Origin of the sequence: Halopseudomonas pertucinogena (assembly GCF_014646575.1) — a bacterium.
In the GTDB taxonomy this organism is placed as follows: Bacteria; Pseudomonadota; Gammaproteobacteria; order Pseudomonadales; family Pseudomonadaceae; genus Halopseudomonas; species Halopseudomonas pertucinogena.
Genome location: NZ_BMNN01000007.1, coordinates 86,297 through 109,135, shown reverse-complemented (window position 1 = coordinate 109,135; position 22,839 = coordinate 86,297). Strand labels below are relative to the sequence as shown.

19 protein-coding genes are annotated in these 22,839 nt (G+C 65.4%); 12 read left to right on the top strand and 7 right to left on the bottom strand.

Going from position 1 to position 22,839, the window contains the following annotated elements:
* Positions 1-12 precede the first annotated feature (12 nt).
* Complete coding sequence (locus tag IEW63_RS13380; protein WP_188637135.1) at positions 13-2,295, bottom strand: intermembrane phospholipid transport YdbH family protein; 2,283 nt, start codon at positions 2,293-2,295, stop codon at positions 13-15.
* Positions 2,296-2,370: 75 nt separating this feature from the next.
* Between IEW63_RS13380 and IEW63_RS13375 the strand changes: the two genes are divergently transcribed.
* Positions 2,371-3,834, top strand: a complete 1,464-nt coding sequence (locus tag IEW63_RS13375; protein WP_188637134.1) for a phospholipase D-like domain-containing protein — start codon at positions 2,371-2,373, stop codon at positions 3,832-3,834.
* Between the two features lie 62 nt (positions 3,835-3,896).
* Here the strand turns inward: IEW63_RS13375 and IEW63_RS13370 are convergent, their stop codons facing one another.
* The 4 genes from IEW63_RS13370 to IEW63_RS13355 form a co-directional block, all read right to left on the bottom strand.
* A complete protein-coding gene (locus tag IEW63_RS13370; RefSeq protein WP_188637149.1) occupies positions 3,897-4,052 on the bottom strand; it encodes a hypothetical protein in 156 nt (51 codons plus the stop codon).
* A 118-nt stretch (positions 4,053-4,170) separates the two neighbouring features.
* Positions 4,171-5,445 (bottom strand): 4-aminobutyrate--2-oxoglutarate transaminase, encoded by a 1,275-nt coding sequence (gene gabT, locus IEW63_RS13365; protein WP_188637133.1) that lies wholly within the window; start codon positions 5,443-5,445, stop codon positions 4,171-4,173.
* Between the two features lie 28 nt (positions 5,446-5,473).
* The gene (gene gabD / locus IEW63_RS13360) at positions 5,474-6,934 is read right to left on the bottom strand and encodes an NADP-dependent succinate-semialdehyde dehydrogenase (protein WP_188637132.1); all 1,461 of its coding nucleotides are present in this window, start codon (positions 6,932-6,934) and stop codon (positions 5,474-5,476) included.
* Positions 6,935-7,029: 95 nt separating this feature from the next.
* Positions 7,030-7,491 carry a MarR family winged helix-turn-helix transcriptional regulator gene (locus tag IEW63_RS13355; RefSeq protein ID WP_188637131.1) on the bottom strand — a complete coding sequence of 154 codons (462 nt, stop codon included), beginning with the start codon at positions 7,489-7,491 and terminating at the stop codon, positions 7,030-7,032.
* A 268-nt stretch (positions 7,492-7,759) separates the two neighbouring features.
* Here IEW63_RS13355 and IEW63_RS13350 point away from each other — a divergent pair, with 268 nt between their 5' ends.
* Genes IEW63_RS13350 through IEW63_RS13340 form a run of 3 tightly spaced genes read left to right on the top strand, consistent with a single transcriptional unit; the run spans position 7,760 to position 12,492 of the window.
* Positions 7,760-9,541, top strand: a complete 1,782-nt coding sequence (locus IEW63_RS13350; protein WP_188637130.1) for an N-acetylglutaminylglutamine amidotransferase — start codon at positions 7,760-7,762, stop codon at positions 9,539-9,541.
* Positions 9,538-11,286, top strand: a complete 1,749-nt coding sequence (gene ngg, locus IEW63_RS13345; RefSeq protein WP_188637129.1) for an N-acetylglutaminylglutamine synthetase — start codon at positions 9,538-9,540, stop codon at positions 11,284-11,286. The genes IEW63_RS13350 and ngg overlap by 4 nt, the downstream gene beginning before the upstream one ends.
* A gap of 18 nt (positions 11,287-11,304) precedes the next feature.
* The gene (locus IEW63_RS13340) at positions 11,305-12,492 is read left to right on the top strand and encodes an osmoprotectant NAGGN system M42 family peptidase (protein ID WP_188637128.1); all 1,188 of its coding nucleotides are present in this window, start codon (positions 11,305-11,307) and stop codon (positions 12,490-12,492) included.
* A gap of 376 nt (positions 12,493-12,868) precedes the next feature.
* Here the strand turns inward: IEW63_RS13340 and IEW63_RS13335 are convergent, their stop codons facing one another.
* Entirely contained in the window at positions 12,869-14,014 is a 1,146-nt protein-coding gene (locus IEW63_RS13335) for an MFS transporter (RefSeq protein ID WP_188637127.1), read from the bottom strand.
* Between the two features lie 218 nt (positions 14,015-14,232).
* On the opposite strand from IEW63_RS13335, the gene aptA reads away from it, so the two are divergent.
* The 3 genes from aptA to IEW63_RS13320 all read left to right on the top strand — a co-directional run bounded on the left by aptA (position 14,233) and on the right by IEW63_RS13320 (position 18,738).
* Complete coding sequence (gene aptA / locus IEW63_RS13330; protein ID WP_373288234.1) at positions 14,233-15,573, top strand: omega-aminotransferase AptA; 1,341 nt, start codon at positions 14,233-14,235, stop codon at positions 15,571-15,573.
* 181 nt (positions 15,574-15,754) lie between these two features.
* On the top strand, positions 15,755-16,645 hold the full coding sequence (locus IEW63_RS13325) for a CE1 family esterase (RefSeq protein WP_188637125.1): 891 nt from the start codon (positions 15,755-15,757) through the stop codon (positions 16,643-16,645).
* 185 nt (positions 16,646-16,830) lie between these two features.
* Positions 16,831-18,738, top strand: a complete 1,908-nt coding sequence (locus IEW63_RS13320) for a beta-ketoacyl synthase (protein ID WP_188637124.1) — start codon at positions 16,831-16,833, stop codon at positions 18,736-18,738.
* On the opposite strand, the gene IEW63_RS13315 is transcribed toward IEW63_RS13320, so the two are convergent.
* Complete coding sequence (locus IEW63_RS13315) at positions 18,735-19,394, bottom strand: glutathione S-transferase family protein (protein ID WP_188637123.1); 660 nt, start codon at positions 19,392-19,394, stop codon at positions 18,735-18,737. The two genes, IEW63_RS13320 and IEW63_RS13315, sit on opposite strands and share 4 nt — an antisense overlap.
* A 176-nt stretch (positions 19,395-19,570) precedes the next feature.
* On the opposite strand from IEW63_RS13315, the gene IEW63_RS13310 reads away from it, so the two are divergent.
* From IEW63_RS13310 to IEW63_RS13290, 5 genes are all read left to right on the top strand, one after another.
* Positions 19,571-19,810: a TIGR02647 family protein gene (locus tag IEW63_RS13310; RefSeq protein WP_188637122.1), complete on the top strand. Its 240-nt coding sequence runs from the start codon at positions 19,571-19,573 to the stop codon at positions 19,808-19,810.
* A gap of 72 nt (positions 19,811-19,882) precedes the next feature.
* Entirely contained in the window at positions 19,883-20,029 is a 147-nt protein-coding gene (gene lptM, locus IEW63_RS13305; RefSeq protein WP_188637121.1) for an LPS translocon maturation chaperone LptM, read from the top strand.
* A 7-nt stretch (positions 20,030-20,036) separates the two neighbouring features.
* Entirely contained in the window at positions 20,037-21,290 is a 1,254-nt protein-coding gene (gene lysA / locus IEW63_RS13300) for a diaminopimelate decarboxylase (protein WP_188637120.1), read from the top strand.
* A gap of 1 nt (position 21,291) precedes the next feature.
* A complete protein-coding gene (dapF, locus tag IEW63_RS13295; protein ID WP_188637119.1) occupies positions 21,292-22,122 on the top strand; it encodes a diaminopimelate epimerase in 831 nt (276 codons plus the stop codon).
* A complete protein-coding gene (locus tag IEW63_RS13290; RefSeq protein ID WP_188637118.1) occupies positions 22,119-22,829 on the top strand; it encodes a DUF484 family protein in 711 nt (236 codons plus the stop codon). The genes dapF and IEW63_RS13290 overlap by 4 nt, the downstream gene beginning before the upstream one ends.
* Positions 22,830-22,839 lie beyond the last annotated feature (10 nt).

Genomic DNA, 22,839 nt, shown 5'->3' with positions numbered 1-22,839 from the left:
ATCTGTCTCCTGTCATGGACTGCCGCGCTGCATATAACGCTGCTCGATCCGTTTTCTGATTAGGTCACTCACCTGTCCACTGAGCTGCAGGCTGGTCAGCAGAGCCGGTATGTCTTCCTCAAGCCGGATGTTGAGGTTGACCTGGCGTCCCTGCTGAAAGGCGGGATTGCTGCCCTCCAGGCGCAGACCAAGCACCAGCACACCCTGCTCATCATAGGACACATCGCTGGCCAGCACGCGGTAACGGAAGTCATCCAGCGCCGCCGCCAGCTGTTCCAGGTTCGGGTTGCCCTCGGCCATGGTGCGCAGCTGTTCGGCCTGATAACGCAATACACCGCCCGGCTCGCGGGCCTGCAGCCGGCCATCCTCGATCAGCAGTTTGCCATCGACCAGGCTGACCGGGAAGCGGCCGTCGAGCGTACCGCGGCCGCTGAGACCCTCGGCCGGGTAGACTTCGAACAGCCGGGCCAGTTCGAGCCCTTCTACCAGCGCCACCAGGCTTTGCCGTGGCTGGCCAAGGTCAATCGCGCCAGGCTCTACGCTCACCCGGCCACCCAGTACACCCAGACTGGCTGACTGCAGTTCAAGCACCCCACGCGCCGGTTGCGCCAGCCGCGTTGCATAGCTGCCCCGAGCCTGCAGCGGCCCCAGTTCCAGCCCCGGATCCAGACTGTCGACCCGCAAGCCTCCGGTAGCAAGACGCAGCTGCTCACCCTGCAGGGATATCGACAGAGGCAAGGTCAGGCCGCGGAACGCGGCGCGGTCGTAGATACCTTCGGCCCCCGTCAGGGTCACCTGCCCGCTCAGCTTCTGCAGACTATCAAGGCCACTGGCCTGGATCTGACCGGTGATCCGCCCGCTGCTGAAACTGAGCAGGTCCGGCCAGTCGACAAGAGTCGTCGCCAGCGGGTTACCAGCGCGCAGGAAGATATCATTGAGAGTGGCCTGCAGCTGCCATGACTGGTCGGCGGGCCAGTCCAGCTGCAGCCGGCTGTCGAGGCCGCTCGCCGCGGTGAGGTTGGCGTCCAGATCCAGCCCGGCGCCGGCATAGCGCAGTTCGCCCTGCAGCTCCCAGCTCTGCGGTTGCAGAACCGCCTGCTGCAGGTTATCCACGCTCAATCTCAGGGGGGCAGTAAGCGCCAGTTCCTCGGGTATCGCCAGGGGCAACAGCAGGCGAGCCCCACCTAGCTGCCCACGGACGCTGTGAAGCACCAGCGTGTCCTCGGCCAGCGCCAGGCGCCCTGCCGTCAACGGAGCCTCGGCACCCAGCTCGAGTGTCAGCTGGTCGCTATCCCCGCTGGCCTGAAGTGGCCAGTCCAGCTCGACATTCGACAGCTCGACCTCAGCCAGCTCCAGACGGGAAGCAGCAAGCCGCAGGCGGGCGGCGTCCAGGCTGGCATTCCAGCCGTCCTGACTCTGCAGCCTGAGGTTGCCTTGCAGCTGGCCTTTGAGGGGACCTTCGGCCTGTATATCGAGCGCCAGATCGATTCGATCCTGCCAGTCCGCCAGACTGGCGGGATCGGGCTTCAGATCCAGCATCAGCGTCTCGGGTCGCGGGAGCGATGCGGGCATGGCGAATTCGGGATTTTCCAGCTTTGCCGTTATCTGGCCCCGGTTAAGCCGCCACTGCTCGGTCTCGTTTTCCAGATCCAGCATGGCATCGCCGCTGAGCGTCCCGATGCCCGGCAGGCTCAGCGGCTCGGGCAGGTGCAGCGCGGCCTGGATCAGGTAGCGGCCGTTACGCTCTGTCAGATCCAGCTGGCCGCTGACTCGCTGCTCCTGCGACGCCAACTGCAGCGCGCCATGCAGTTCCAGTGGCTGGGCCTGGCTGTCCAACCGAACACTGCCCTGCAGCATGCACTGACCCTGCGGGCAGGGTAACTGCAGCAGCAGCCGGTCCACCTGCAGACGCTCCGGCAACCAGGCCAGGGGGTCGGCAAGATCGGCAAGCGAGGGCAATTGCCAGGGCTGGTCCGCATCCACCTCGGGCAACCGCTCGACCGGTTGCCATATCAGCTGCAGCTCATCGACCGACAATTCGCCGATGCGCGGCCCTTCGCGCCACACCGGCCGCAGGCTAACCCCTCCACCACGGACGCCGAGGCGTCCCTGATCGTGGACGTAGACAGCGCCGATCTGCTGCAGATGCAGCTGGCCATCGCGCCAGCGCAGTTCCTGCCAGTGCCATTGTTCGATACCCGCCGCCAGCAGACTGCGCTGCAGCCACTGAGCCGCCAGCACCAGCAGCAGCGACAACACTCCCAGCACGGCAATCAGGCCGGCAAGTCTGCGCATTGGCCACGGTCCCCTGAAGACAAACATCCGAAATCAAGGTTAGCATGCCGGATCACTTCGACTGACGGGCCATATATGGATATTCTCCGCCGCATAAACCGCCGCAACCGGCGCGCGCACCCGCTGACCAGGATCGGTCTGATACTGCTGGTGATCTGGCTCGGGCTCATCCTGTATCAGACTCAGCGCCAGCTGCCGGAGGACTTTTCCCTGAGCCTGCCCTGGCGGCAGGCCGTGAACGTCGAGCTGCTGCTGGATCAGACCTGGCAGACACCCGACGGGGAGCGCTTCAGCAAGCAGGAGATCTTCGACGAAGCGCTGCGGATCATCAGCCAGGCCCGGCGTCTGGTAGTAGTGGATATGTTCCTGTTCAACGAGTTCGCCGGCCAGCAGAGTTACCGCCCCCTGTCAGGTGAACTCGCCGGCGCGCTGGCGCAGGCCCGGCAACTGAACCCGGAGCTCGAAGTGGTGCTGATAACCGACCCCTTCAACACCCTCTATGGCGGGCTGGAAAATACCCATCTGCAGTCGCTGCAGGCCGAGGGTGTGCAAGTTGTCATGTCACCCCTGAAACAACTGCCTCCGTCCAATCCACTGTGGACCAGCCTGTGGAGCGTCTGCTGCCGCCTGCTCGGCAACAGCACCGATGGAGGCTGGCTACCCAATCCGGTGGGGCCGGGCAAGGTTACCCTGCGCAGTTACCTGCACCTGGCGAATTTCCGCGCCAATCACCGCAAGACGCTGTTTGCCGATGCGGGTGACAGCTGGACCGCCCTGGTCACCTCGGCCAACCCGCACGATGCAAGCAGTCGACACAGCAACCAGGCGCTGCGCTTCAGCGGCGCAGCAGCGCTGGACCTGCTGCGCTCGGAAGCCACGATCACCCGCCTCCTCGATATGCCCACCGGCCATTGGCCGACCCCGCCACCGGTCCAGCCGCTGACGGCCGACCAGCCGCGGCTGCGGGTGCTGACCGAGGGCGCCATCGCCCGCGCCTTGCTGGAGCTGGTCAACGACGCCGTCGCCGGCGAGCGGCTGGATGTGTCGGTGTTTTACCTGTCCCATCGACCATTGATCGAGGCGTTGATCAACGCCCGTCAGCGCGAAGTGGATGTACGCGTGCTGCTCGACCCCAACCGCGACGCCTTCGGCCGCGAGAAGAACGGCATCCCCAACCGCCAGGCCGCCTGGGACCTGCACCGCGCCGGCATCCCCCTGCGCTGGTGCAATACCAGTGGCGAACAGTGCCACAGCAAATGGCTGCGCCTGGACCGCGCCGATGGCAGCAGCGAACTGATCAGCGGCTCAGCCAATTTCACCCGACGCAATCTGGATGACCTGAATCTGGAAACGGATGTCCAGCTGGTCGCTGCGCAGAACCACCCGGCGATACAGCGAGCCAGGACCGCGTTTGACAGACAGTGGAGCAATGCCGAAGGCATCGAATACAGCCTGCCCTACACCGCCTTCGCCGACCACAACGTCGCACGCTACGCGCTGTACCGGTTGATGGAAGCGACGGGGTTATCGACGTTCTGATGATCTGATAATGCCGAAGGCCCATTAAAGGCCGGGGAACCATGGAAGGCCGAGTTCCATGATCAGCTCTGGATATAGGCTACCTGGGTGTGCATGTACTCATACAACCCATGCTTGCCATCCGCCCCACCGATACCCGAGCGGCGCACGCCGGCGTGGAAGCCCAGCCAGTCGCAGCCCCGCAGCGCTCCGCCCCCCCCGGGAATGTCGAGTTCCACCTCGACACCAACGAACCACCCGCACTACCCCAGCCAGCCCCAGCCTCACCACGTTCCGCCCCTTGGGAGTGTCGAGTTCCATCTCGACACCAGCGGACGCTCCGCCCACCATCAACCCTCAGGCGATCTCCCCCAGACAGGCCTCGATGATATCCAGCCCTTCCCCCACCTCCACATCTGTGGCGGTGAGCGGCACGAGGATACGGATGACGTTGGCATACTGCCCACAGGTAAGCAGCAGCAGGCGTTTCTCCCGGGCGCGCATGACCAGCCGGCTGGCCAGTTCGGGGTCCGGGTGGCCGTCTTCGGTCAGGAACTCGACCGCCACCATGGCACCCAGCCCGCGCACTTCGGCTATGCGCCTGTGCTGCTCGGCCAGTTTCCGCAGCCGCTGGGTAAGCATGTCGCCCAGGGTGCGGGCCCGCGCCAGCAGGTTTTCTTCCTCGAATACCTCCAGCACCGCCAGCGCCGCGGCGCAGGACACCGGGTTGCCCGCGTAGGTGCCGCCCAGCCCACCGGGGGCGATGGCATCCATGAGCTCCGCACGACCGCACACGCCCGCCAGCGGGAAGCCGCCGGCCACCGACTTGGCAAAGGTGGTCAGGTCGGCAGTGGCGCCCATCTGCTCCATGGCAAAGAAGGTGCCGGTACGCCCTGCGCCGGTCTGCACCTCGTCGGCAATCAATACGATGCCATGCAGGTCGCACAGGGCCCGCAACCGCTGCATGAACTGCGGCGAGGCCACGCGGAAGCCGCCCTCGCCCTGCACCGGCTCGACCACCAGCGCGGCGATGTCCCTGGGCTCGGCGTCGGTCTTGAAGATCTGCTTGATGCTGTCGATGGCATCGTCCTCGCTCACCCCGTGCAGGGCATCGGGGAAGCGCGCACGGAACACCCCGCCCGGCATCAGGCCCATGCCGGAGGCATAGGGCATGACCTTGCCGGTCATCGCCAGGGTCATCATGGTGCGGCCATGATAGCCGCCGGCAAAAGCGATGACGCCGGCGCGGCCAGTGGCGGCGCGGGCGATCTTCACTGCATTTTCCAGCGCTTCCGAGCCGGTGGTGACCAGCAGGGTCTTCTTGTCGAAGTCGCCGGGCACCAGGCTGTTGATTTTTTCGCACAGCGCGACATAGGGCTCATAGGCCACCACCTGGAAGCAGGTGTGGGTGTAGAGTTCCAGCTGGCGCCGGACCGCATCGATCACCCTGGGGTGGCGGTGCCCGGTGTTGAGCACGGCGATACCCCCGGCGAAATCCAGGTAATGATTGCCTTCGACATCGACGATGGTGGCGTTTTCCGCGTGCTGGACGAACACCGGGTGGATCTGGCCCACGCCACGGGCCACCGCCTGCTCGCGCCGCTGCATCAGGGATTCGTTGTTCATGCTCATGCCGCTGCCCTCCAGGTGATCCGGCGGATCAGATGCCGCCCAGACACACGTATTTGAGTTCCAGATATTCGTCGATGCCGTATTTGGAGCCTTCACGGCCCAGCCCCGATGCCTTCATGCCGCCGAAGGGTGCTACCTCGGTGGAGATCAGCCCGGTATTCACGCCGACCATGCCGTACTCCAGCGCCTCGGCGACGCGGAACACCCGGCTCAGGTCCCGGGCATAGAAATAGGCCGCCAGGCCGTACTCCGTATCGTTGGCCTGACGGATCACATCGGCCTCGTCGCTGAAGCGGAACAGCGGCGCCACCGGGCCGAAGGTTTCCTCCCGGGCAATCAGCATGCTGCTGTTCACATCGGTCAGTATGGTCGGCTCGAAGAACAGCCCGCCCAGGGCATGGGGCTTGCCGCCGGCCAGCACGGTGGCACCACCAGCAACGGCGTCCTCGATATGCCGCGCGACCTTCTGCACCGCCTCGGCATTGATCAGCGGGCCGGTGGTCACGCCTTCGCGCATGCCATCGCCCACTTCGAGATGCCGCACGGCGGTGGCCAGCTTCTCGGCGAAGGCATCATATACCCCGTCCTGAACGTAGATGCGGTTGGCACACACGCAGGTCTGGCCGGCATTGCGGTACTTGGAGATCATCGCTCCCTCTACCGCTGCATCCAGATCCGCATCGTCGAACACGATGAACGGGGCGTTGCCGCCCAGCTCCAGGGACAGCTTCTTGATGCTCGGCGCGCACTGTTCCATCAGACGTACACCCACCGACGTGGAGCCGGTGAACGACAGCTTGCGCACTACCGGATTGGCGCACAGTTCGGCACCGACCAGCCGGGAATTGTCGACGCCGGCGGTCACCACGCTGAACAGGCCCGCCGGCAGACCGGCCTGCTCGGCCAGATGGGCCAGGGCCAGGGCGGAGAACGGTGTCTGCGGTGCCGGCTTCAGCACCATGGCACAGCCGGCGGCCAGCGCCGGGCCGGCCTTGCGGGTGATCATGGCGGCGGGGAAGTTCCAGGGGGTGATGGCGGCGGTAACGCCGACCGGCTCCTTCTGCACCAGCAGGCGCTTGTCGCCCTGGTGGCCGGGGATGATGTCGCCGTAGACCCGCTTGGCTTCCTCGGCGAACCATTCGATAAAGGAGGCGGCGTAGAGGACTTCCCCCCGGGCCTCGGCCAGCGGCTTGCCCTGCTCGGCCGTCATGATCCGCGCCAGGTCTTCCTGGTGCTGCACAATCAGCTCGAACCAGCGCCGCAGCGCTGCCGATCTTTCCTTCGCAGTGCGTCGGCGCCAGGCTGCCTGAGCGGTCTGGGCGGCGGCAATGGCGCGACGGGTCTCCGCTGCCGCCATGTCCGGCACACTGCCCAGACGCTCTCCGGTGGCGGGGTTGTGGATGTCGGTACGCCGGCCCTGATCGGCCTCGCACCAGTGTCCGTCGATGAATGCCTGTTGGCGAAACAGTTCGGGGGCATGCAGTTCCATGGGCTCTCCTGGGGACCGGCGCTACGCCTGCCAGCAGCGTTTGATATTTCGAACATGCTAAGGCGGATAGCCGGTCCAGACAAGATGAGCCGGGGTTACACCAGCGGTTCGTCATCCATCAGGATGCTGGCCGGCTTATGGCCTTCCTCGAACAGCCCCGCCACGCGCTGCAGACTGGCCAGCAGCATGTGCTGCTCCCAGTCTGCCAGTTCGCCAAAGCGTTCCAGAAAGGCACTGGGCAGCAGGGCCGGCTCGGCCTGGATAACCGCTTCGCCGTCCTCGGTCAGGCACAGGTGGACCTTGCGCTTGTCGCTCTGGCTGCGCACCCGCTTGAGCAGCTGGCGGCTTTCCAGCCGGTCGATGATGGTGCTGAGGGTGGCCTGGGAGACGCTGACCTGTCGCGCCAGGGAGCCGAGTGTGCCCTCCTCGCTGACCTGGATGCTGTGCAGGATCAGCAGCTGAATCGGCGTCAGCCCGCTGTGGCGGCCCAGCCGCTTGGCGTGAATCTCGGTTGCGCGCTGCAGCCGCCGCAGGGCCATGTACAGGTCGTGCATCATAGAATGGAGTTCCCCCCGGCAAAAACAGCTGAAAGACGTCCATTCTGCCACAAAGCCCTCGACTCCGGTGGCCCTGCGGGCCCGTCCTGGCCCCGATCGGTTAGACATGTAAACATGTAAAGGCAACCGAAACGGAAAAAACCGTTAAACCAAACACCTGAAACGCCCTCAAAGAAGAGGATTGCAACGAAACAGATGCGCATTTCCAGCGGAGTCACACCGGATTCCCGGGGTGTGCAAGCATTTCCTACACAAACAGGAGCTTTTGATGTGTGGACTGGCGGGGGAATTTCGCTTTGATGGACAACTGCCTGACCTGGATGCGTTGTCGCGCATAAGCGGTCAGATGATCAACCGCGGCCCTGACGCTGCCGGCATGTGGGCCGCCGGGCCCATCGCCCTGGCCCACCGGCGACTGAAGATCATGGACCTGGCCGAAGCTTCCGGTCAGCCCATGGTGGACCCACAGCTGGGGCTGAGCCTCATCTTCAACGGGGCCATCTATAACTACCCGGCGCTGCGCGGCGAGCTGGAGATCCTCGGTTACCAATTCTTCTCGGATGGCGATACCGAGGTGGTGCTCAAAGCCTACCATGCCTGGGGCGAGAACATGCTTGAGCGCATGAACGGCATGTTCGCCCTGGCGATCTGGGAGCGCGACAGCCAGCGGCTGTTCCTGGCCCGGGACCGGCTCGGCATCAAACCGCTCTACCTGTCGCAGACCGACAAGCGACTGCGCTTCGCCTCAAGCCTGCCGGCGCTGCTGCGCGGTGGCGAGCTGGATACCTCGCTCAACCCGCAGGCGTTGAATCACTACCTGTCCTTCCACTCCGTGGTGCCGGCGCCGCTGACGCTGCTCAACGGTGTCACCAAGCTGCCGCCCGGCCACTGGATGCGCATCGACGCCCGCGGCAATCAGGAACAGAAATGCTGGTGGACGCTGAACTACGGCGCCCGCCCCGACGAACAGGGCCTGCCCTTCGAGGAGTGGCAGGACCGCGTGCTGGACAGCCTGCGCAGCGCGGTCAAGCGGCGCAATCTGGCCGCCGTGGACGTCGGGGTTCTGCTCTCCGGCGGTGTCGATTCCAGTCTGCTGGTCGCGCTGCTGGACGAGGCCGGCGCACGCGACCTGAAGACCTTCACCATCGGTTTCGCCGATGTCGGTGGCGAAGCGGGGAACGAATTCCCGTACTCGGACCTGATCGCCGAGCACTACGGCACCGAGCATCATCAGCTGATGGTGCCCGAGCAGGACATCATCGCCCACCTCCCCGACGCGCTGACGGCCATGAGCGAACCCATGGTCAGCCATGACTGCATCGCCTTCTATCTGCTTTCGCGGGAAGTCTCGAAGCACTGCAAGGTGGTGCAGAGTGGCCAGGGTGCCGACGAGATATTTGCCGGCTACCATTGGTACCCGACCGTGGCTGATGCCGAGGATCCGGTGGGCGCCTACCAGCAGGCGTTCATGGATCAGGATTTCGCCACCTACCGCAACATGGTCCAGCCGGCGTGGGTGCAGCAGGATTACTCCGGCGAATTCATCCGCGAGCATTTTTCCCGGCCCGGTGCCGATTCGGGCCTGGACCGCGCGCTGCGACTGGACAGCACCGTCATGCTGGTCGAGGACCCGGTAAAGCGGGTCGACAACATGACCATGGCCTGGGGGCTGGAGGCGCGAGTGCCCTTCCTCGACCATGAGCTGGTGGAGCTGGCCGCCCGGGTGCCGGGTGAATTCAAGTTGCCCGGCGACGGCAAGTATGTACTCAAGGAAGCCGCCCGGCGGATGCTGCCGGCTGCGGTGATCGACCGGCCCAAGGGCTACTTCCCGGTGCCCGGCCTGAAATATCTGCAGGGTGAAACCCTCGACTGGGTGCGCGACAGCCTGACCGGCAGCAGCGCCCGATCACGGGGGCTTTTCAATCCCGACTATGTCGACCAGTTGCTGCAGGATCCCGCTGCCCATATCACCCCCCTGCGGGGTTCGCGCCTGTGGCAGCTGGCCGTTCTGGAACTCTGGCTGGACACCCACCGAGTGACGCCATCATGAATAAAGTATTGCCCCCCGACCAACAGCGCCTGCGCCGCAGCCAGACGCCCACCTGGGAACGGCTGCAGGCGGGCCATGCGCAGCAGGGCCAGCAGCCCGATGACAGCCTGGCGGATGTCACGCTCGATTGCGGGTGGGGCCGGCTGCTGGTCGGTCATACCTTCAACGACCCCCAGCGCCTGGCCAATGCCCTGCTGGAGGAAAGACCCGGGGAGCGCGACATCGCGCTCTACGTCGCCGATCCCCATGTGGTGCTGAGTTTCGCCCCGCAACAGCTGTTTCTCGACCCCTCCGACACGCTGCGGCTGTGGTTTACCGATTACCGCCCGGCCCATGAAAGTATCCGTGGTTTCCACATTCGCCGCCCGCAGTGCGAAGAGGACTGGCAGGCGATCAACAATCTCTATCTGTCCAACGGCATGGTGCAGGTCAACCCCCAGCGGCTTACCGCGCGGGAAGCCGGCGGCCCGGACTTCTGGCTGGCCGAGGATACCGACACCGGGCAGATCATAGGCACGGTGATGGGGCTGAACCACGCCCGGGCCTATGACGATCCGGACAAGGGGTCCAGCCTCTGGTGCCTGGCTGCCGACAGCCAGACCCAGCGCTTCGGTGTTGGCGAGATGCTGGTCCGGCACCTGATCGAGTATTTCATGAGTCGCGGCGCCAGTTATCTGGATCTCTCGGTGCTGCACGACAACCGCGGCGCCAAGACCCTCTACCGCAAGCTGGGCTTCCGCCAGCTGCGCACCTTCACCATCAAGCGCAAGAACAGCATCAACCAGCCGCTGTTTCTCGGTCCCGAGCAGGACAAGGGGCTCAACCCCTATGCCCGCATCATCACCCGCGCGGCCATGCGCAAGGGTATCGAGGTCAACATCATCGATGCCGAGGCCGGTCTGTTCAGCCTGACCCAGGGTGGCCGCACCATCCGCTGCCGGGAGTCGCTCAGCGACCTGACCAGCGCAGTCAGCATGACCCTGTGCCAGCAGAAACAGCTCACCCACCGCGCATTGCAACGGCACGGCCTGAACACACCCAGCTGGCAACTGGCGGGCAGCCCCGAGGACAATGCCGCCTTTCTGGCCGAACACGGTGCGCTGGTGGTCAAGCCGGACAACGGCGAGCAGGGCGATGGCGTGGCGGTGAATATCCGCGATGAGGCGAGTCTGGAGCAGGCCATCGAGCAGGCCCGCCGGTTCGACAGCCGCGTGCTGCTGGAAAGCTTTCATCCCGGCCACGACCTGCGGGTGGTGGTGATCAACTATCAGGTGGTCGCCGCCGCCATCCGCCAGCCGGCGCAGATCTGCGGGGACGGCCGCAAGACGGTACGCGAACTGATCGAGAAGCAGAGCCGCAAGCGCCAGGCCAGCACCGACGGCGAGAGTCGCATACCGGTGGACGAGGAGACACAGCGCACCGTGGAGGACGCCGGCTTCACCTTCGACAGCGTACTGCCGGCCAACCAGACCCTGCAGGTGCGCCGTACCGCCAACCTGCACACCGGCGGGGTGCTGGTGGATGTGACCGACGAGCTGCATCCGACCCTGCGCGACGCCGCCGTTCAGGCCGCCCGCGCACTGGAAATCCCGGTGGTCGGCATGGACCTGCTGGTGCCCGCGGTGGACCAGCCGGAGTACGTGATCATCGAGGCCAACGAGCGGCCCGGACTGGCCAACCACGAGCCGCAGCCCACCGCGGAATGCTTTATCGATCTGCTGTTCCCGCTCAGCCAGGTCAGCTGAGGGGAACCGGGAGTACACATGCACAACGAACACCTTCCCGACATGCAGTACCTGCAACAGGTATTGCTGGAAATGCTCGCCATTCCCTGCCCCACCGGTTTCACCGATGGCATAGTGCGTTACGTCGCCGAACATCTGGATCAGATGGGCGTGGCCTACGAACTGACCCGCCGCGGCACCATCCGCGCGACCCTGCCGGGCCGGCAGAACAGCCCGGACCGCGCCATCGCCAGCCATCTGGATACGGTCGGCGCCATGGTCGGCGAGATCAAGGACAACGGCCGGCTGAAGCTGGCACCGGTCGGTTGCTGGTCCAGCCGCTTTGCCGAAGGCAGCCGCGTCAGCGTCTTCACCGAAAGCGGCTGTTTCCGCGGCAGCGTGCTGCCTCTCATGGCCTCCGGGCACGCCTTCAATACCGAGGTCGATACCCTGCCGGTCAGCTGGGATACCATCGAGCTGCGGCTGGACATTCCCACCGGCAGCCGGGCGGACACCGAGCGTCATGGGGTGGGCGTGGGGGATTTCGTCGCCTTCGACCCGCTGCCCGAATTCACCTCCAACGGCTTCATAAGTGCCCGCCATCTGGACAACAAGGCCGGCGCGGCAGCCATGCTCACCGCCATCAAGTATGTAGTCGACAGTGGTCGCACCCTGCCGATGGACTGCCACCCGCTGTTCACCATCACCGAGGAAACCGGCTCCGGCGCCGCCGGCGCGCTGCCCTGGGATGTCAGCGAGTTCGTCGGGGTGGATATCGCACCGGTCGCCCCCGGCCAGTCCTCCACCGAGCACGCGGTAACCCTGTGCATGCAGGACTCCAGCGGCCCCTACGATTACCACCTGAGTCGTCATCTGCTGCGTCTGTGTCAGCGTGACGAGATTCCGGTACGCCGTGACCTGTTCCGCTACTATCACAGCGACGCGGAGTCGGCCGTGCGCTCCGGCAACGACACCCGGGTAGCACTGATCGCCTTCGGCACCGACGCCACCCATGGCTACGAGCGCACCCATCGGGACAGCCTGGAAGCGCTGACCCGGCTGCTGATCGCCTATGTGTTCAGCCCACCGGTGTTCGAGCATGATGATCGGGACAACGCGCCGCTCGAACACTTCCACCTGCAGACCGATGCGGACATGCCGCTGTCCAGCGAGACCCCGCTGCCGCCTCTGGAGAAGATATTCGCCTGCGGCAATGACGAGAACTAGGTCAGCTGCAACCGCCTCAACGAACCCGCCCCACCCGGGGCGATCCGGCGCCAGCCCACTGAACCACCCTCGGGCGCGCTGTGCGCGCCAATCGCGCCGGGGTCGGCGCTCCCACAAAACCCGGGGGCTTGGGCTACCGACGGGAGCTCATCATCCCTCGAACGGTAGGAGCCCCGACCCCGGGGCGATTCGGCATCACCCCAGGTCACTGAACCTCGTTCGGGCGCGCTGCGCGCGCCAATCGCGCCGGGGTCGGCGCTCCCACAAAACCCGGGGGCTTGGGCTACCGACGGGAGCTCACCACCCCTCGAACGGTAGGAGCCCCGACCCCGGGGCGATTCAGGCCTTCCGACGCGATGCGTCACCCGTTTCCAGACTACCGCTGCACCCGCACCGCATCGAACGCCCCGCGCCGGAACGCCAGCATCAGGAACACCACTGCCATCGCCGCCATCAGTACCGGCAGCGCGTGACTGCTGGCCCAGCGGCTGGCGGCACCGGTGACCAGCGGCCCGAACAGGCAACCGGCACCCCACAGCAGCGCAATATGCGCATTGGCCCGCACCAGCGCGTCATCGCGGAAACGTTGCCCGACCAGAATCAGTGACAGGGTATACAACCCGCCGGCGCTGGCGCCGAACAACACCAACGCCGGCCAGATGAATGGGCCGTGCAGCAGTACCGGAATGCTCAGACTGCTGCCCAGCAACACCAGCCCGCAGACGCGGTAAAGCGTGGTCCGCGGCACCCGGTCGGCCAGCCAGCCGATCGGTAGCTGCAGCACCGCATCGCCGACCACCACGGTACTGACCATCACCAGCGCCATGGCGGGCGGAAAACCTTCACGGATCAGGTACACCGGCATCAGCGTCAGCGCCATCGCCTCGAAGCCGGCAAACAGGATCACCGCCCAGGCCACCGCAGGCATACGCCGCACGAACTCCGTCACGCCCTTGCCGGAGGCGTTCTGCGCGTTGATCTGGGGTGCGCCATCCACCTGCCAGAGCACCGCCACCCCCAGCAGCAACAGGGTCACCGACAGCCAGAACCCTGCGTCTCCGGCGGTGCCCAGCACACCCAGCAGCAGCGGCCCGCACAGCTGGCTTACGGCAAAGCCGCTGCCGTAGACCGCCACCAGCCGCCCCCGCAGACGATCCACCACCAGCTGGTTGATCCAGCTTTCACCGAGAATGAAGGTGATGGTCAAACTGGCCCCCAGCACCAGGCGCAACACCAGCCACAGCCAGTAATTGACCCACACCGTCAGCAGCCCCACCGATATCGCCGCCCAGACCAGCATCAGCCGCATGCAGCGCTCCGAGCCGAGCCAGCCGGCCAGGTGCCCCGCCAGCCGCGCCCCGAACAGGATGCCGATCGCCGGCGTTGCCGCCATCACACCAATGGCGAAGGCGTCATACCCCAAATGATCAAGGCGCAGTGATACCAGCGGCAGGGTCACGCCCATGGCCAGGCCGACGACCACCACCGCCGAGGTGACTATCCAGTAGGTGCTCCAGCGCATCGACTGTGTTCCGGTCAGAAAATGGAAGGCGGAAAAACATACGCCCACCCCGCTGAACATTCAATATTTTTGACAGGCCGCGCTGCTGCCTCCGCCACTCGGACCGGACTGTACCTGGCCTGTTTCCTCTCTCGGGATCGTCCCGACACTGCGCTTTGCTGTTTGATTTATTTGACATAGACTCGAACAAAACAACAATTACCCCGAGCAAGGTGTGAATGATGAACAGCCCCAGCCGCAAGCCCTCCGCCGAATCTGCCACCCGCCTCGACAGCTTCTGGATGCCCTTCACCGCCAACCGCCAGTTCAAGGGCCGGCCGCGCATGCTGCAGAGTGCCGAAGGCATGTTCTACACCGATACCGAAGGACGGCAGGTACTGGACGGCACCGCCGGACTCTGGTGCTGCAACGCCGGGCACGGGCGCCGCGAGATCGCCGAGGCGGTGAGCCGGCAGATCAGCCAGATGGATTTCGCCCCGACCTTCCAGATGGGCCACCCGCTGCCCTTCGAGCTGGCCGAGCAGTTGGCCGGTATCGCGCCGCCGGGTCTGAACCGGGTGTTCTTCACCAATTCCGGCTCCGAGGCGGTGGATACCGCACTGAAGATCGCCCTGGCCTATCACCGCGCCCGGGGTGAAGGCAGCCGCCGGCTGCTGATCGGCCGGGAGCTGGCCTATCACGGGGTGGGCTTCGGCGGCATCTCGGTGGGCGGCATTGCCAACAACCGCCGGGCCTATACCACCCTGCCCAATGTCGACCATCTGCCGCACACCCTCGACCTCGAGCGCAACGCCTTCACCCGCGGGCTTCCGGTCAATGGCGCGGAGCAAGCGGACCATCTGGAACGGCTGGTCAATCTGCACGGGGCGGAGAACATCGCCGCGGTCATCGTCGAGCCACTGTCCGGCTCAGCAGGCGTCATCCTGCCACCGGTCGGCTATCTGCAGCGGCTGCGGGAGATTACCCGCAGGCACGGCATTGTGCTGATCTTCGATGAAGTGATCACCGGCTTCGGCCGGGTCGGCGCGCCCTTTGCCGCCCAGCGCTGGGAGGTGGTTCCGGACATGCTCACCGCCGCCAAGGGACTGACCAACGGCGCCATACCCATGGGCGCGGTACTGCTGCACAGCGCCCTGCAGGATGCGCTGATGAGCGGGCCGGAGCAGCAGATCGAGTTCTTCCACGGCTACACCTATTCCGGGCATCCGGTGGCCGCCGCCGCCGCCCTGGCCACCCTGGAGATTTACCGCAGCGAGCAGCTGCTGACCCGGGCGGCCGACCTGGAAGAAGACTGGCAGACGCTGCTGCACAGCCTGGCCGGGCTGCCCAACGTGGTCGACATCCGCAATACCGGTCTGGTCGGGGCGGTGCATCTGGCCAGCCGGGAAAACAGCCCGGGCAGCCGCGGCTACGAGGTGTTCGAGCGCTGTTTCCGTGAGGGTCTGCTGGTGCGCTGCACCGGGGACATCATCGCCCTGTCGCCGCCGCTGATCATCGAGCCGGGCCACATGGACCGGATCATCGATACCCTCGGCAGCGTGATCCAGCGCACGGCCTGACTTCCGCCGGCAGGCAGGCGTCCTGCCATCTCACCTGAATGGGATCGTATTGCCGCTTGCAGCCGGCAATACGCGTCCATAGCATCGCCCCTGGACAACATCTTCAGGATTCAGCTGTTCCTGGTTCCGTCGACAACGAACCGGCTTGCTTCGCCGCAAGCCCAACCCGGAGCCCAAACCGATGAAATCACCCGCCCTGCTGTTGACCCTGCTGCTCATTCCGTCCCTCTGCTTCGCCCTCAACCCACCGCCGGACGAGCCCGGCGACCCCGGCACCCCCTCCGTCTGTTCAGCCCCCACCCTGCAACCCGGCCAGCATACCCGCACCCTGACCGTAGACGGCCAGCGCCGCAGTTACATACTTCATGTCCCCGCCGGCTACAGCGGTGAGCGCAAGGTCCCGCTGCTGCTCGACTTCCACGCGCTGCATACCAGCGCCGATTACCAGCTGAACAACTCCGGGACCCGCGCCGTGGCGGACAGCCAGAATTTTCTGGTGGCCTATCCACAGGGCATCGACAATGCCTGGAACCTGGGCCCCTGCTGCACCGAGTCGCGCAGCGTGAATGATGTCGGTTTCGCCCGACAGCTGGTCGCCCAGCTCACTGCCGACGCCTGCGTCGATGAGCAACGGGTATACGCCACTGGCTACTCCAACGGCGGCGGCATGGCCTACCTGCTGGCCTGCCAGGCGGCTGACCTGTTCGCGGCGGTGGCGCCGGCGGCCTTCGACATGATCGCCGAAGTCCCCTGCAGTCCGTCCCGGCCGGTATCGGTGTTCGCCCACCGCGGCCGTCTGGACCTGATCGTGCCGTACCGGGGCGGCCCGTCCACGCCGCCGACAGGGTATCCGCTGGAGCCGATCACCTTCCTTGGCGCCGAAGGCAGTTTCCAGCGCTGGACCAGCCTGAACAACTGCCAGGCCGCCGCCGGCAGCAGCGGCAACTGCCAGAGCGCGCGCAACTGCGCCGACGGCGTTGAAACCGTGCTCTGCACCGCCCGCGCCGGCACCCACTCCCCCTGGGATGCCCAGCAGAGCTGGAATTACCTGAAGAATCACCGCCTGCCCTGAGTGCCATGAGGGGATGCCCGGCATCCCCGTTTTTTGCATGACATCATGGTCTATACGTGACCGGTCGGTTACATTCCTCGTCATCTATGCTATTCGAATAACGCCCCGGCGGGCCGAAGTACCGTCCGCCACGCATGACCGGGTCCGGGAGACCGTCATGGGGGCCCTGCGAGGAGTCTTGCCAGATGTCGCGTTTGCCGGTCATCGTCGGTTTCGGAGGCTACAACGCCGCCGGCCGCAGCTCGTTTCACCATGCGTTCCGCCGCACCGTGATCGAATCCCTGTCCCCTGCCGAGCGCCAGGAAACGCTGGCGGGTCTGGCCGTACTGATGCAGCTGGTTCGCGTCGACAACGAGCGGTATGTCGATCATGCCGGCGCCATGCTTACCCCGGCGGAGATCGAACAGCGCTTTGCCGCACAGATCCTGGACAGCACTCTGGTGCGACGCATCGAGAAGCGCCACCTGGACGTCGATGCCGCCCACTGGCACAAGGTGCTGCCGGTCAATCCGGTGGATGCCCAGCCGCTGACCTTCACCACCCTGGCCAAGCAGCTGCCCGAACCGTTGCCCGCCGGTTGGAGCGTCGAGCCGCTGACCGGCAACGAGGTGCGGGTCACGATCGCCGCCGGCTGCGAACTGAAGGTCGACAGCTACCGGGAACTGGCGGTCAAGTCCGCCGGCCAGTTGCCCAGCGGTTTCGAGCCCGGCGAACACTACAATTCCCGCTTCCACCCCCGGGGCCTGCAGCTGTCCATCGTCGCTGCGGCAGACGTGCTGCATTCCAGCGGTCTGTCCTGGCAGCGCATCATGGAGCATGTGCAGCCGGATCAGGTGGCGGTGTTCTCCAGCAGCATCATGAGCCAGCTGGATGAGTTCAGTTTCGGCGGCATGATGCAGTCGCGGCTGCGCGGCCACCGGGTCAGTGCCAAGCACTGCGCGCTGGGCCTGAACAGCATGCCGGCGGATTTCGTCAACGCCTATGTGCTGGGCAGCGTCGGCACCACCGGCGCGGTGACCGGTGCCTGCGCCAGCTTCCTGTACAACCTGCAGAAAGGCGTCGACATGATCGACAGCGGCCGCGCCCGGGTGGTGCTGGTCGGTGCCAGCGAGGCGCCCATCACCCAGGAGTGCATCGAGGGCTATGGCGCCATGAGCGCGCTGGCCACCGAGGAAGGCCTGCGCAATATCGAAGGCCGGGACGAGGTGGATTTCCGCCGCGCCAGCCGCCCGTTCAGCCAGAACTGCGGCTTCACCCTGGCCGAGTCCGGCCAGTTCATCATGCTGATGGACGACGAGCTCGCGATGGAGCTGGGCGCGGACATCCATGGTGCGGTACCGGACGTATTCGTCAGCGCCGACGGCTTCAAGAAGTCCATCTCCGCCCCCGGCCCGGGCAACTACCTGACCATGGCCAGGGCGGTGCACAGTGCAATGCAGATCCTCGGGCCGGATGCGGTGCGCCGGGGCAGCTTCGTGCACGCCCATGGCTCCAGCACCCCGGCCAACCGGGTGACCGAGTCCCAGCTGCTCGACGAGGTCGCAGGCGCCTTCGGCATCGACGAACTGCCGGTGGCGGCGGTCAAGGCCTTTGTCGGCCACTCGCTGGCCAGCGCCAGCGCCGACCAGCTGATCTCGGCCCTGGGCAGCTTCAGGTACCAGTTGCTGCCGGGCATCAAGACCATCGACCGGATCGCCGATGATGTCTATCAGCAGCACCTGCGCTTCAGCACCACCGACGTCAACCGTGAGGACAATCCGCTGCAGGTCTGCTTCATCAACTCCAAGGGCTTCGGCGGCAACAATGCCAGTGCCGTGGTGCTCGGGCCGCAACCGGTGGAGCGCATGCTGCGCAAGCGCTACGGCGCGGAACGCTTTGCCGAATACGAGATCCACCGCGCGGAAACCCGCAAGGTCGCCGCTGCCTACGAGCAGCGCGCCCTGCTCGGCCAGCTGGATGTGATCTACAACTTCGGCAACGACATGATCGATGACAGCGACATCCGCATCACGCAGGAGCAGATCAGCATCCCCGGCTTCACCCAGCCGCTGGTGTTCGGCCGGGATCAGCGCTTCAGCGACATGCTGGACTAGTTCTTCGCCCCCATGGCTGCGATGAAGGCCGCCATCTCGGCCTTCTTGTCCGCCTCGATGCGCTGAACGTTGGGGTTGGTGGCCAGCCGCTCCAGCAGGTCCCGGGCCTGCGGCCAGTCTGCCAGCAGATCGGTGTCGAACAGCTTCCGGGCCACCGCCCGGGCCAGATCGATGCTGTACAGGAACATGAGGTCGGCAATGGTCATCTCCGCGCCGGCCACATAGGGCGAGAAGCTGGCGTGCCGGCGCAGGGCCGCCACGCCCATGGTCAGTTCCTCCCGCGCCTTGTCCTTGATGGCCTGGTCGACCTTGCCGCCGAAGAATACTTCCGGGTAACAGCTGCGGGCCGGCAGTTCGATATACAGCTCGATTTCCTTGGTCAGCGCGCGAACACGGGCGCGCTGGAACGGGTCGCTCGGCAGCAGCGCCCTGCCGCCCTGGGTTTCCTCCAGGTACTCCAGAATCACGTTGGTTTCGATGATGAAGCCATCCGGCGTTTCCAGACAGGGCACCTTGCCGCGCGGGCTGATGGCGAGGAACTCCGGCGACTGGCCGCCGCGAACGGTATTGATCTCGAAGGGAACGCCCTTCTCCAGCAGTGCCAGCTTGACCATGTTGAAGTAGTTGCTGACGGCGAAGCCATGAAGTCGCAGCATGGGTGGGTCCTTGTCTGTGTTGTTGTCGGAAAACCCCTTTTACCCGCCCGCCCGTTCCATTTCCAGCACATCAGCACGGTGAATGGACTGCCCCGCGACAAGCTGCCGGTTGCCTGCGCCGTGCCGTTTGCAGCTAGACTGCACGACAGGACTTCCCATCACAGCGAGGCGCGATCATGTCCCTGACCCCCGAAGAGATAGACGAGATCAATCTGCTGGCCCAGTACAACCTGGCCAATACCCACGAGGGCCTGAAAATCCATCAGCGCCAGGCAGACGCCAATACCATAGCGGCAGCCGAACGGTTGTATCAGCGCGGCCTGACCACCATGGATGACGGTGGCTACCTGACCAGCCTGGGGCTGGACGCCGCGGAGCATGCACAGCACCTACTGACGATATTGCGGGCACGTTAGGCGGCGGGTGCGCGGCATCCCCAGCCTCGGTATACTGCATTTCATCATCCGTTCATCAACCGGAGTTCCATCATGAAACGATCCCTCGGAGCGTTCATTGCCCTGCTGTTCCTGGCCGGCTGTGGCCAGAAAGGTCCCCTTTACCTGCCTGAAGAAACAGCCGGCCAGCCGGTTGATCCCGCGCGGGAAGCGCTGATCCAGCAACCTACGGAAGACTGAAAGCTTAATGAGTGAATTCCAATACCGTAACGGCGAGCTCCATGCCGAGGACGTTGCCCTGTCCGACATCGCCGCGCAGTACGGCACCCCCTGTTATGTCTATTCCCGCCGCGCCATCGAACAGGCCTGGCTGGCCTGGGACCGGGCCCTGGACGGTCTGCCCCATCTGGTCTGCTTTGCCGTCAAGGCCAACTCCAACCTTGGCGTGCTGAACGCGCTGGCCCGGCTCGGCGCCGGCTTCGACATCGTCTCCGGCGGTGAGCTGGAACGCGTGCTGGCCGCCGGCGGGGAGCCCGGCAAGGTGGTGTTCTCCGGCCTGGGCAAGACCGAGGAAGAGATGCGCCGGGCCCTGCTGGTCGGCATCAAATGTTTCAACGTCGAGTCCGCCGCCGAGCTGGAGCGTCTGCAGCACGTGGCTGCAGAGCTGGGCGTGAAGGCACCGGTTTCGCTGCGGGTCAACCCCGACGTGGACGCCATGACCCACCCCTACATCTCCACCGGACTGAAGGAAAACAAGTTCGGCATCGACATCAACCAGGCCCTGGCGATCTACCGCCGCGCTGCGGAACTGCCGAACCTCGAGATCGTCGGCGCCGACTGCCACATCGGCTCCCAGCTGACCGACGACACCCCCTTGCTGGACGCTCTGGATCGCATGCTGGTGCTGATCGACCAGCTCGCCGACGAGGGCATCCGGGTACGCCACCTGGACATGGGCGGCGGTCTGGGCGTGGTCTACCAGAACGAGACGCCGCCCACCCCCGGCGAATACCTCGGCCGGGTGCGCGAGAAGATCGCCGGTCGGGATCTCACCCTGCTGTTCGAGCCGGGCCGGTCGATCGTGGCCAACGCCGGCGTGCTGCTGACCGGCGTCAACCTGCTCAAGCCCACCGAGCACCGGAACTTCGCCATCATCGATGCGGCCATGAACGATCTGATCCGCCCTGCCCTGTACAGCGCCTGGATGGGCATCGACCCGGTGCGGCCGCGCGAGGACGTGCCCGTGATGCAATGGGATCTGGTCGGCGCCATCTGCGAGACCGGCGACTTTCTCGGCAAGGACCGGCCGCTGGCGCTGGCCGAGGGTGATCTGCTGGCAGTCCGCTCCGCCGGCGCCTACGGCTTCGTGATGAGCTCCAACTACAATTCGCGCCCCCGCGCTGCCGAAGTGATGGTAGACGGTGCCACCAGCCATCTGGTGCGCCGCCGGGAGACGGTCAGCGAGCTGTTCGCCGGCGAGTCCCTGCTGCCCGAGGCCTGACATGCTGCTGCGCTTCACCAAGATGCACGGCCTGGGCAACGATTTCATGGTCATCGACATGGTCACCCAGCATGCCCAGCTGTCGCCGAAGCTGATCCGCCAGTGGAGCAACAGGCATACCGGTGTCGGCTTCGATCAGTTGCTGGTGGTCGAGCCGCCGGGCGATCCGGACGTGGACTTCCGCTATCGCATCTTCAACGCCGATGGCAGCGAAGTGGAACAGTGCGGCAACGGCGCACGCTGCTTTGCGCGCTTCGTTCAGGACAAGCGGCTCACCGCCAAGTCCAGCATCGAGGTGGAGACCGCCGGCGGCCGGATCACCCTGCATGTACGGCGGGACGGCCAGGTAACGGTCAACATGGGCATTCCACGCCTGGAGCCGCAGCAGGTGCCCTTCGAGGCGGACAGCGCGGCAGCGGTCCATCCCCTGCAGGTCGGCGAACTGAACCTGCAGGTGTCCGTCCTGTCCATGGGTAACCCCCATTGCGTCACCCTGGTGGAAGACCTGGACCGCTACCCGGTGGCCGAACTGGGCCCGCTGATCGAGCACCATCCGCGCTTCCCGCAGCGGGTCAATGCCGGCTTCATGCAGATCGTCGATGCCCACCACGTCCGGCTGCGGGTGCACGAGCGCGGAGCCGGTGAAACCCAGGCCTGTGGTACCGGTGCCTGCGCCGCAGCGGTGGCCGGCATTCGGCTGGGCCGGCTGCAGTCGCCGGTCAATGTGCGCCTGCCGGGGGGCACCCTGAAAATAGAATGGGCCGGTGAAGGCCGGCCCGTGATGATGACCGGGCCCGCCAGCCGGGTTTACGAAGGACAGATACGCGTATGAGCACACCCTCCCAGCCGACCCAGCCTGACCTCAGCGCCGCGCAGGTGGCGGAATACCTGCGGCAGAATCCGGCCTTCTTCGTCGAATATGACGAGCTGCTGCCGGAACTGCTGATTCCCCACCAGTCCGGTCAGGCCGTGTCGCTGGTCGAACGTCAGGTTAAGCTTCTGCGAGAGCGCAACATCGATGTGCGTCACCGGCTCAGCGAGCTGATGAGCGTGGCCAGGGAAAATGACCGCCTGTTCGAGAAGAGCCGCCGGCTGATACTCCAGCTGCTGGAAGCGCCGGATGTGGAGGAGGTCATTGCCAGCATCGAGGACAGTCTGCGGGATGATTTCAAGGTGCCCTTCGTCAGCCTGATCCTGTTCAGCGAGACCCGGCGCTTCTCCAATGCCCGCTGTACCACCCATGCCCAGGCCCGCGAAGCCATCGGCCACCTGCTCGACAGCGGCAAGACCCTCAGCGGCGTGCTGCGCAGTCACGAACTGGAGTTCCTGTTCGGCGAGCATGCGGACGAGGTTGCCTCCACCGCGCTGGCGCCGATCCAGCACCAGGGGCTGCACGGTGTGCTGGCCCTTGGCAGTCGTGACCCGCAGCAGTACCGCAGCGCCACCGGTACGCTGTTCCTCAGTTACATCGCCGATGCCCTGGCGCGGGTGCTGCTGCGCCAGCGCCCGGCGACACTCAGCGAGCCGGCGTCCCGATGACCCTCAGCGC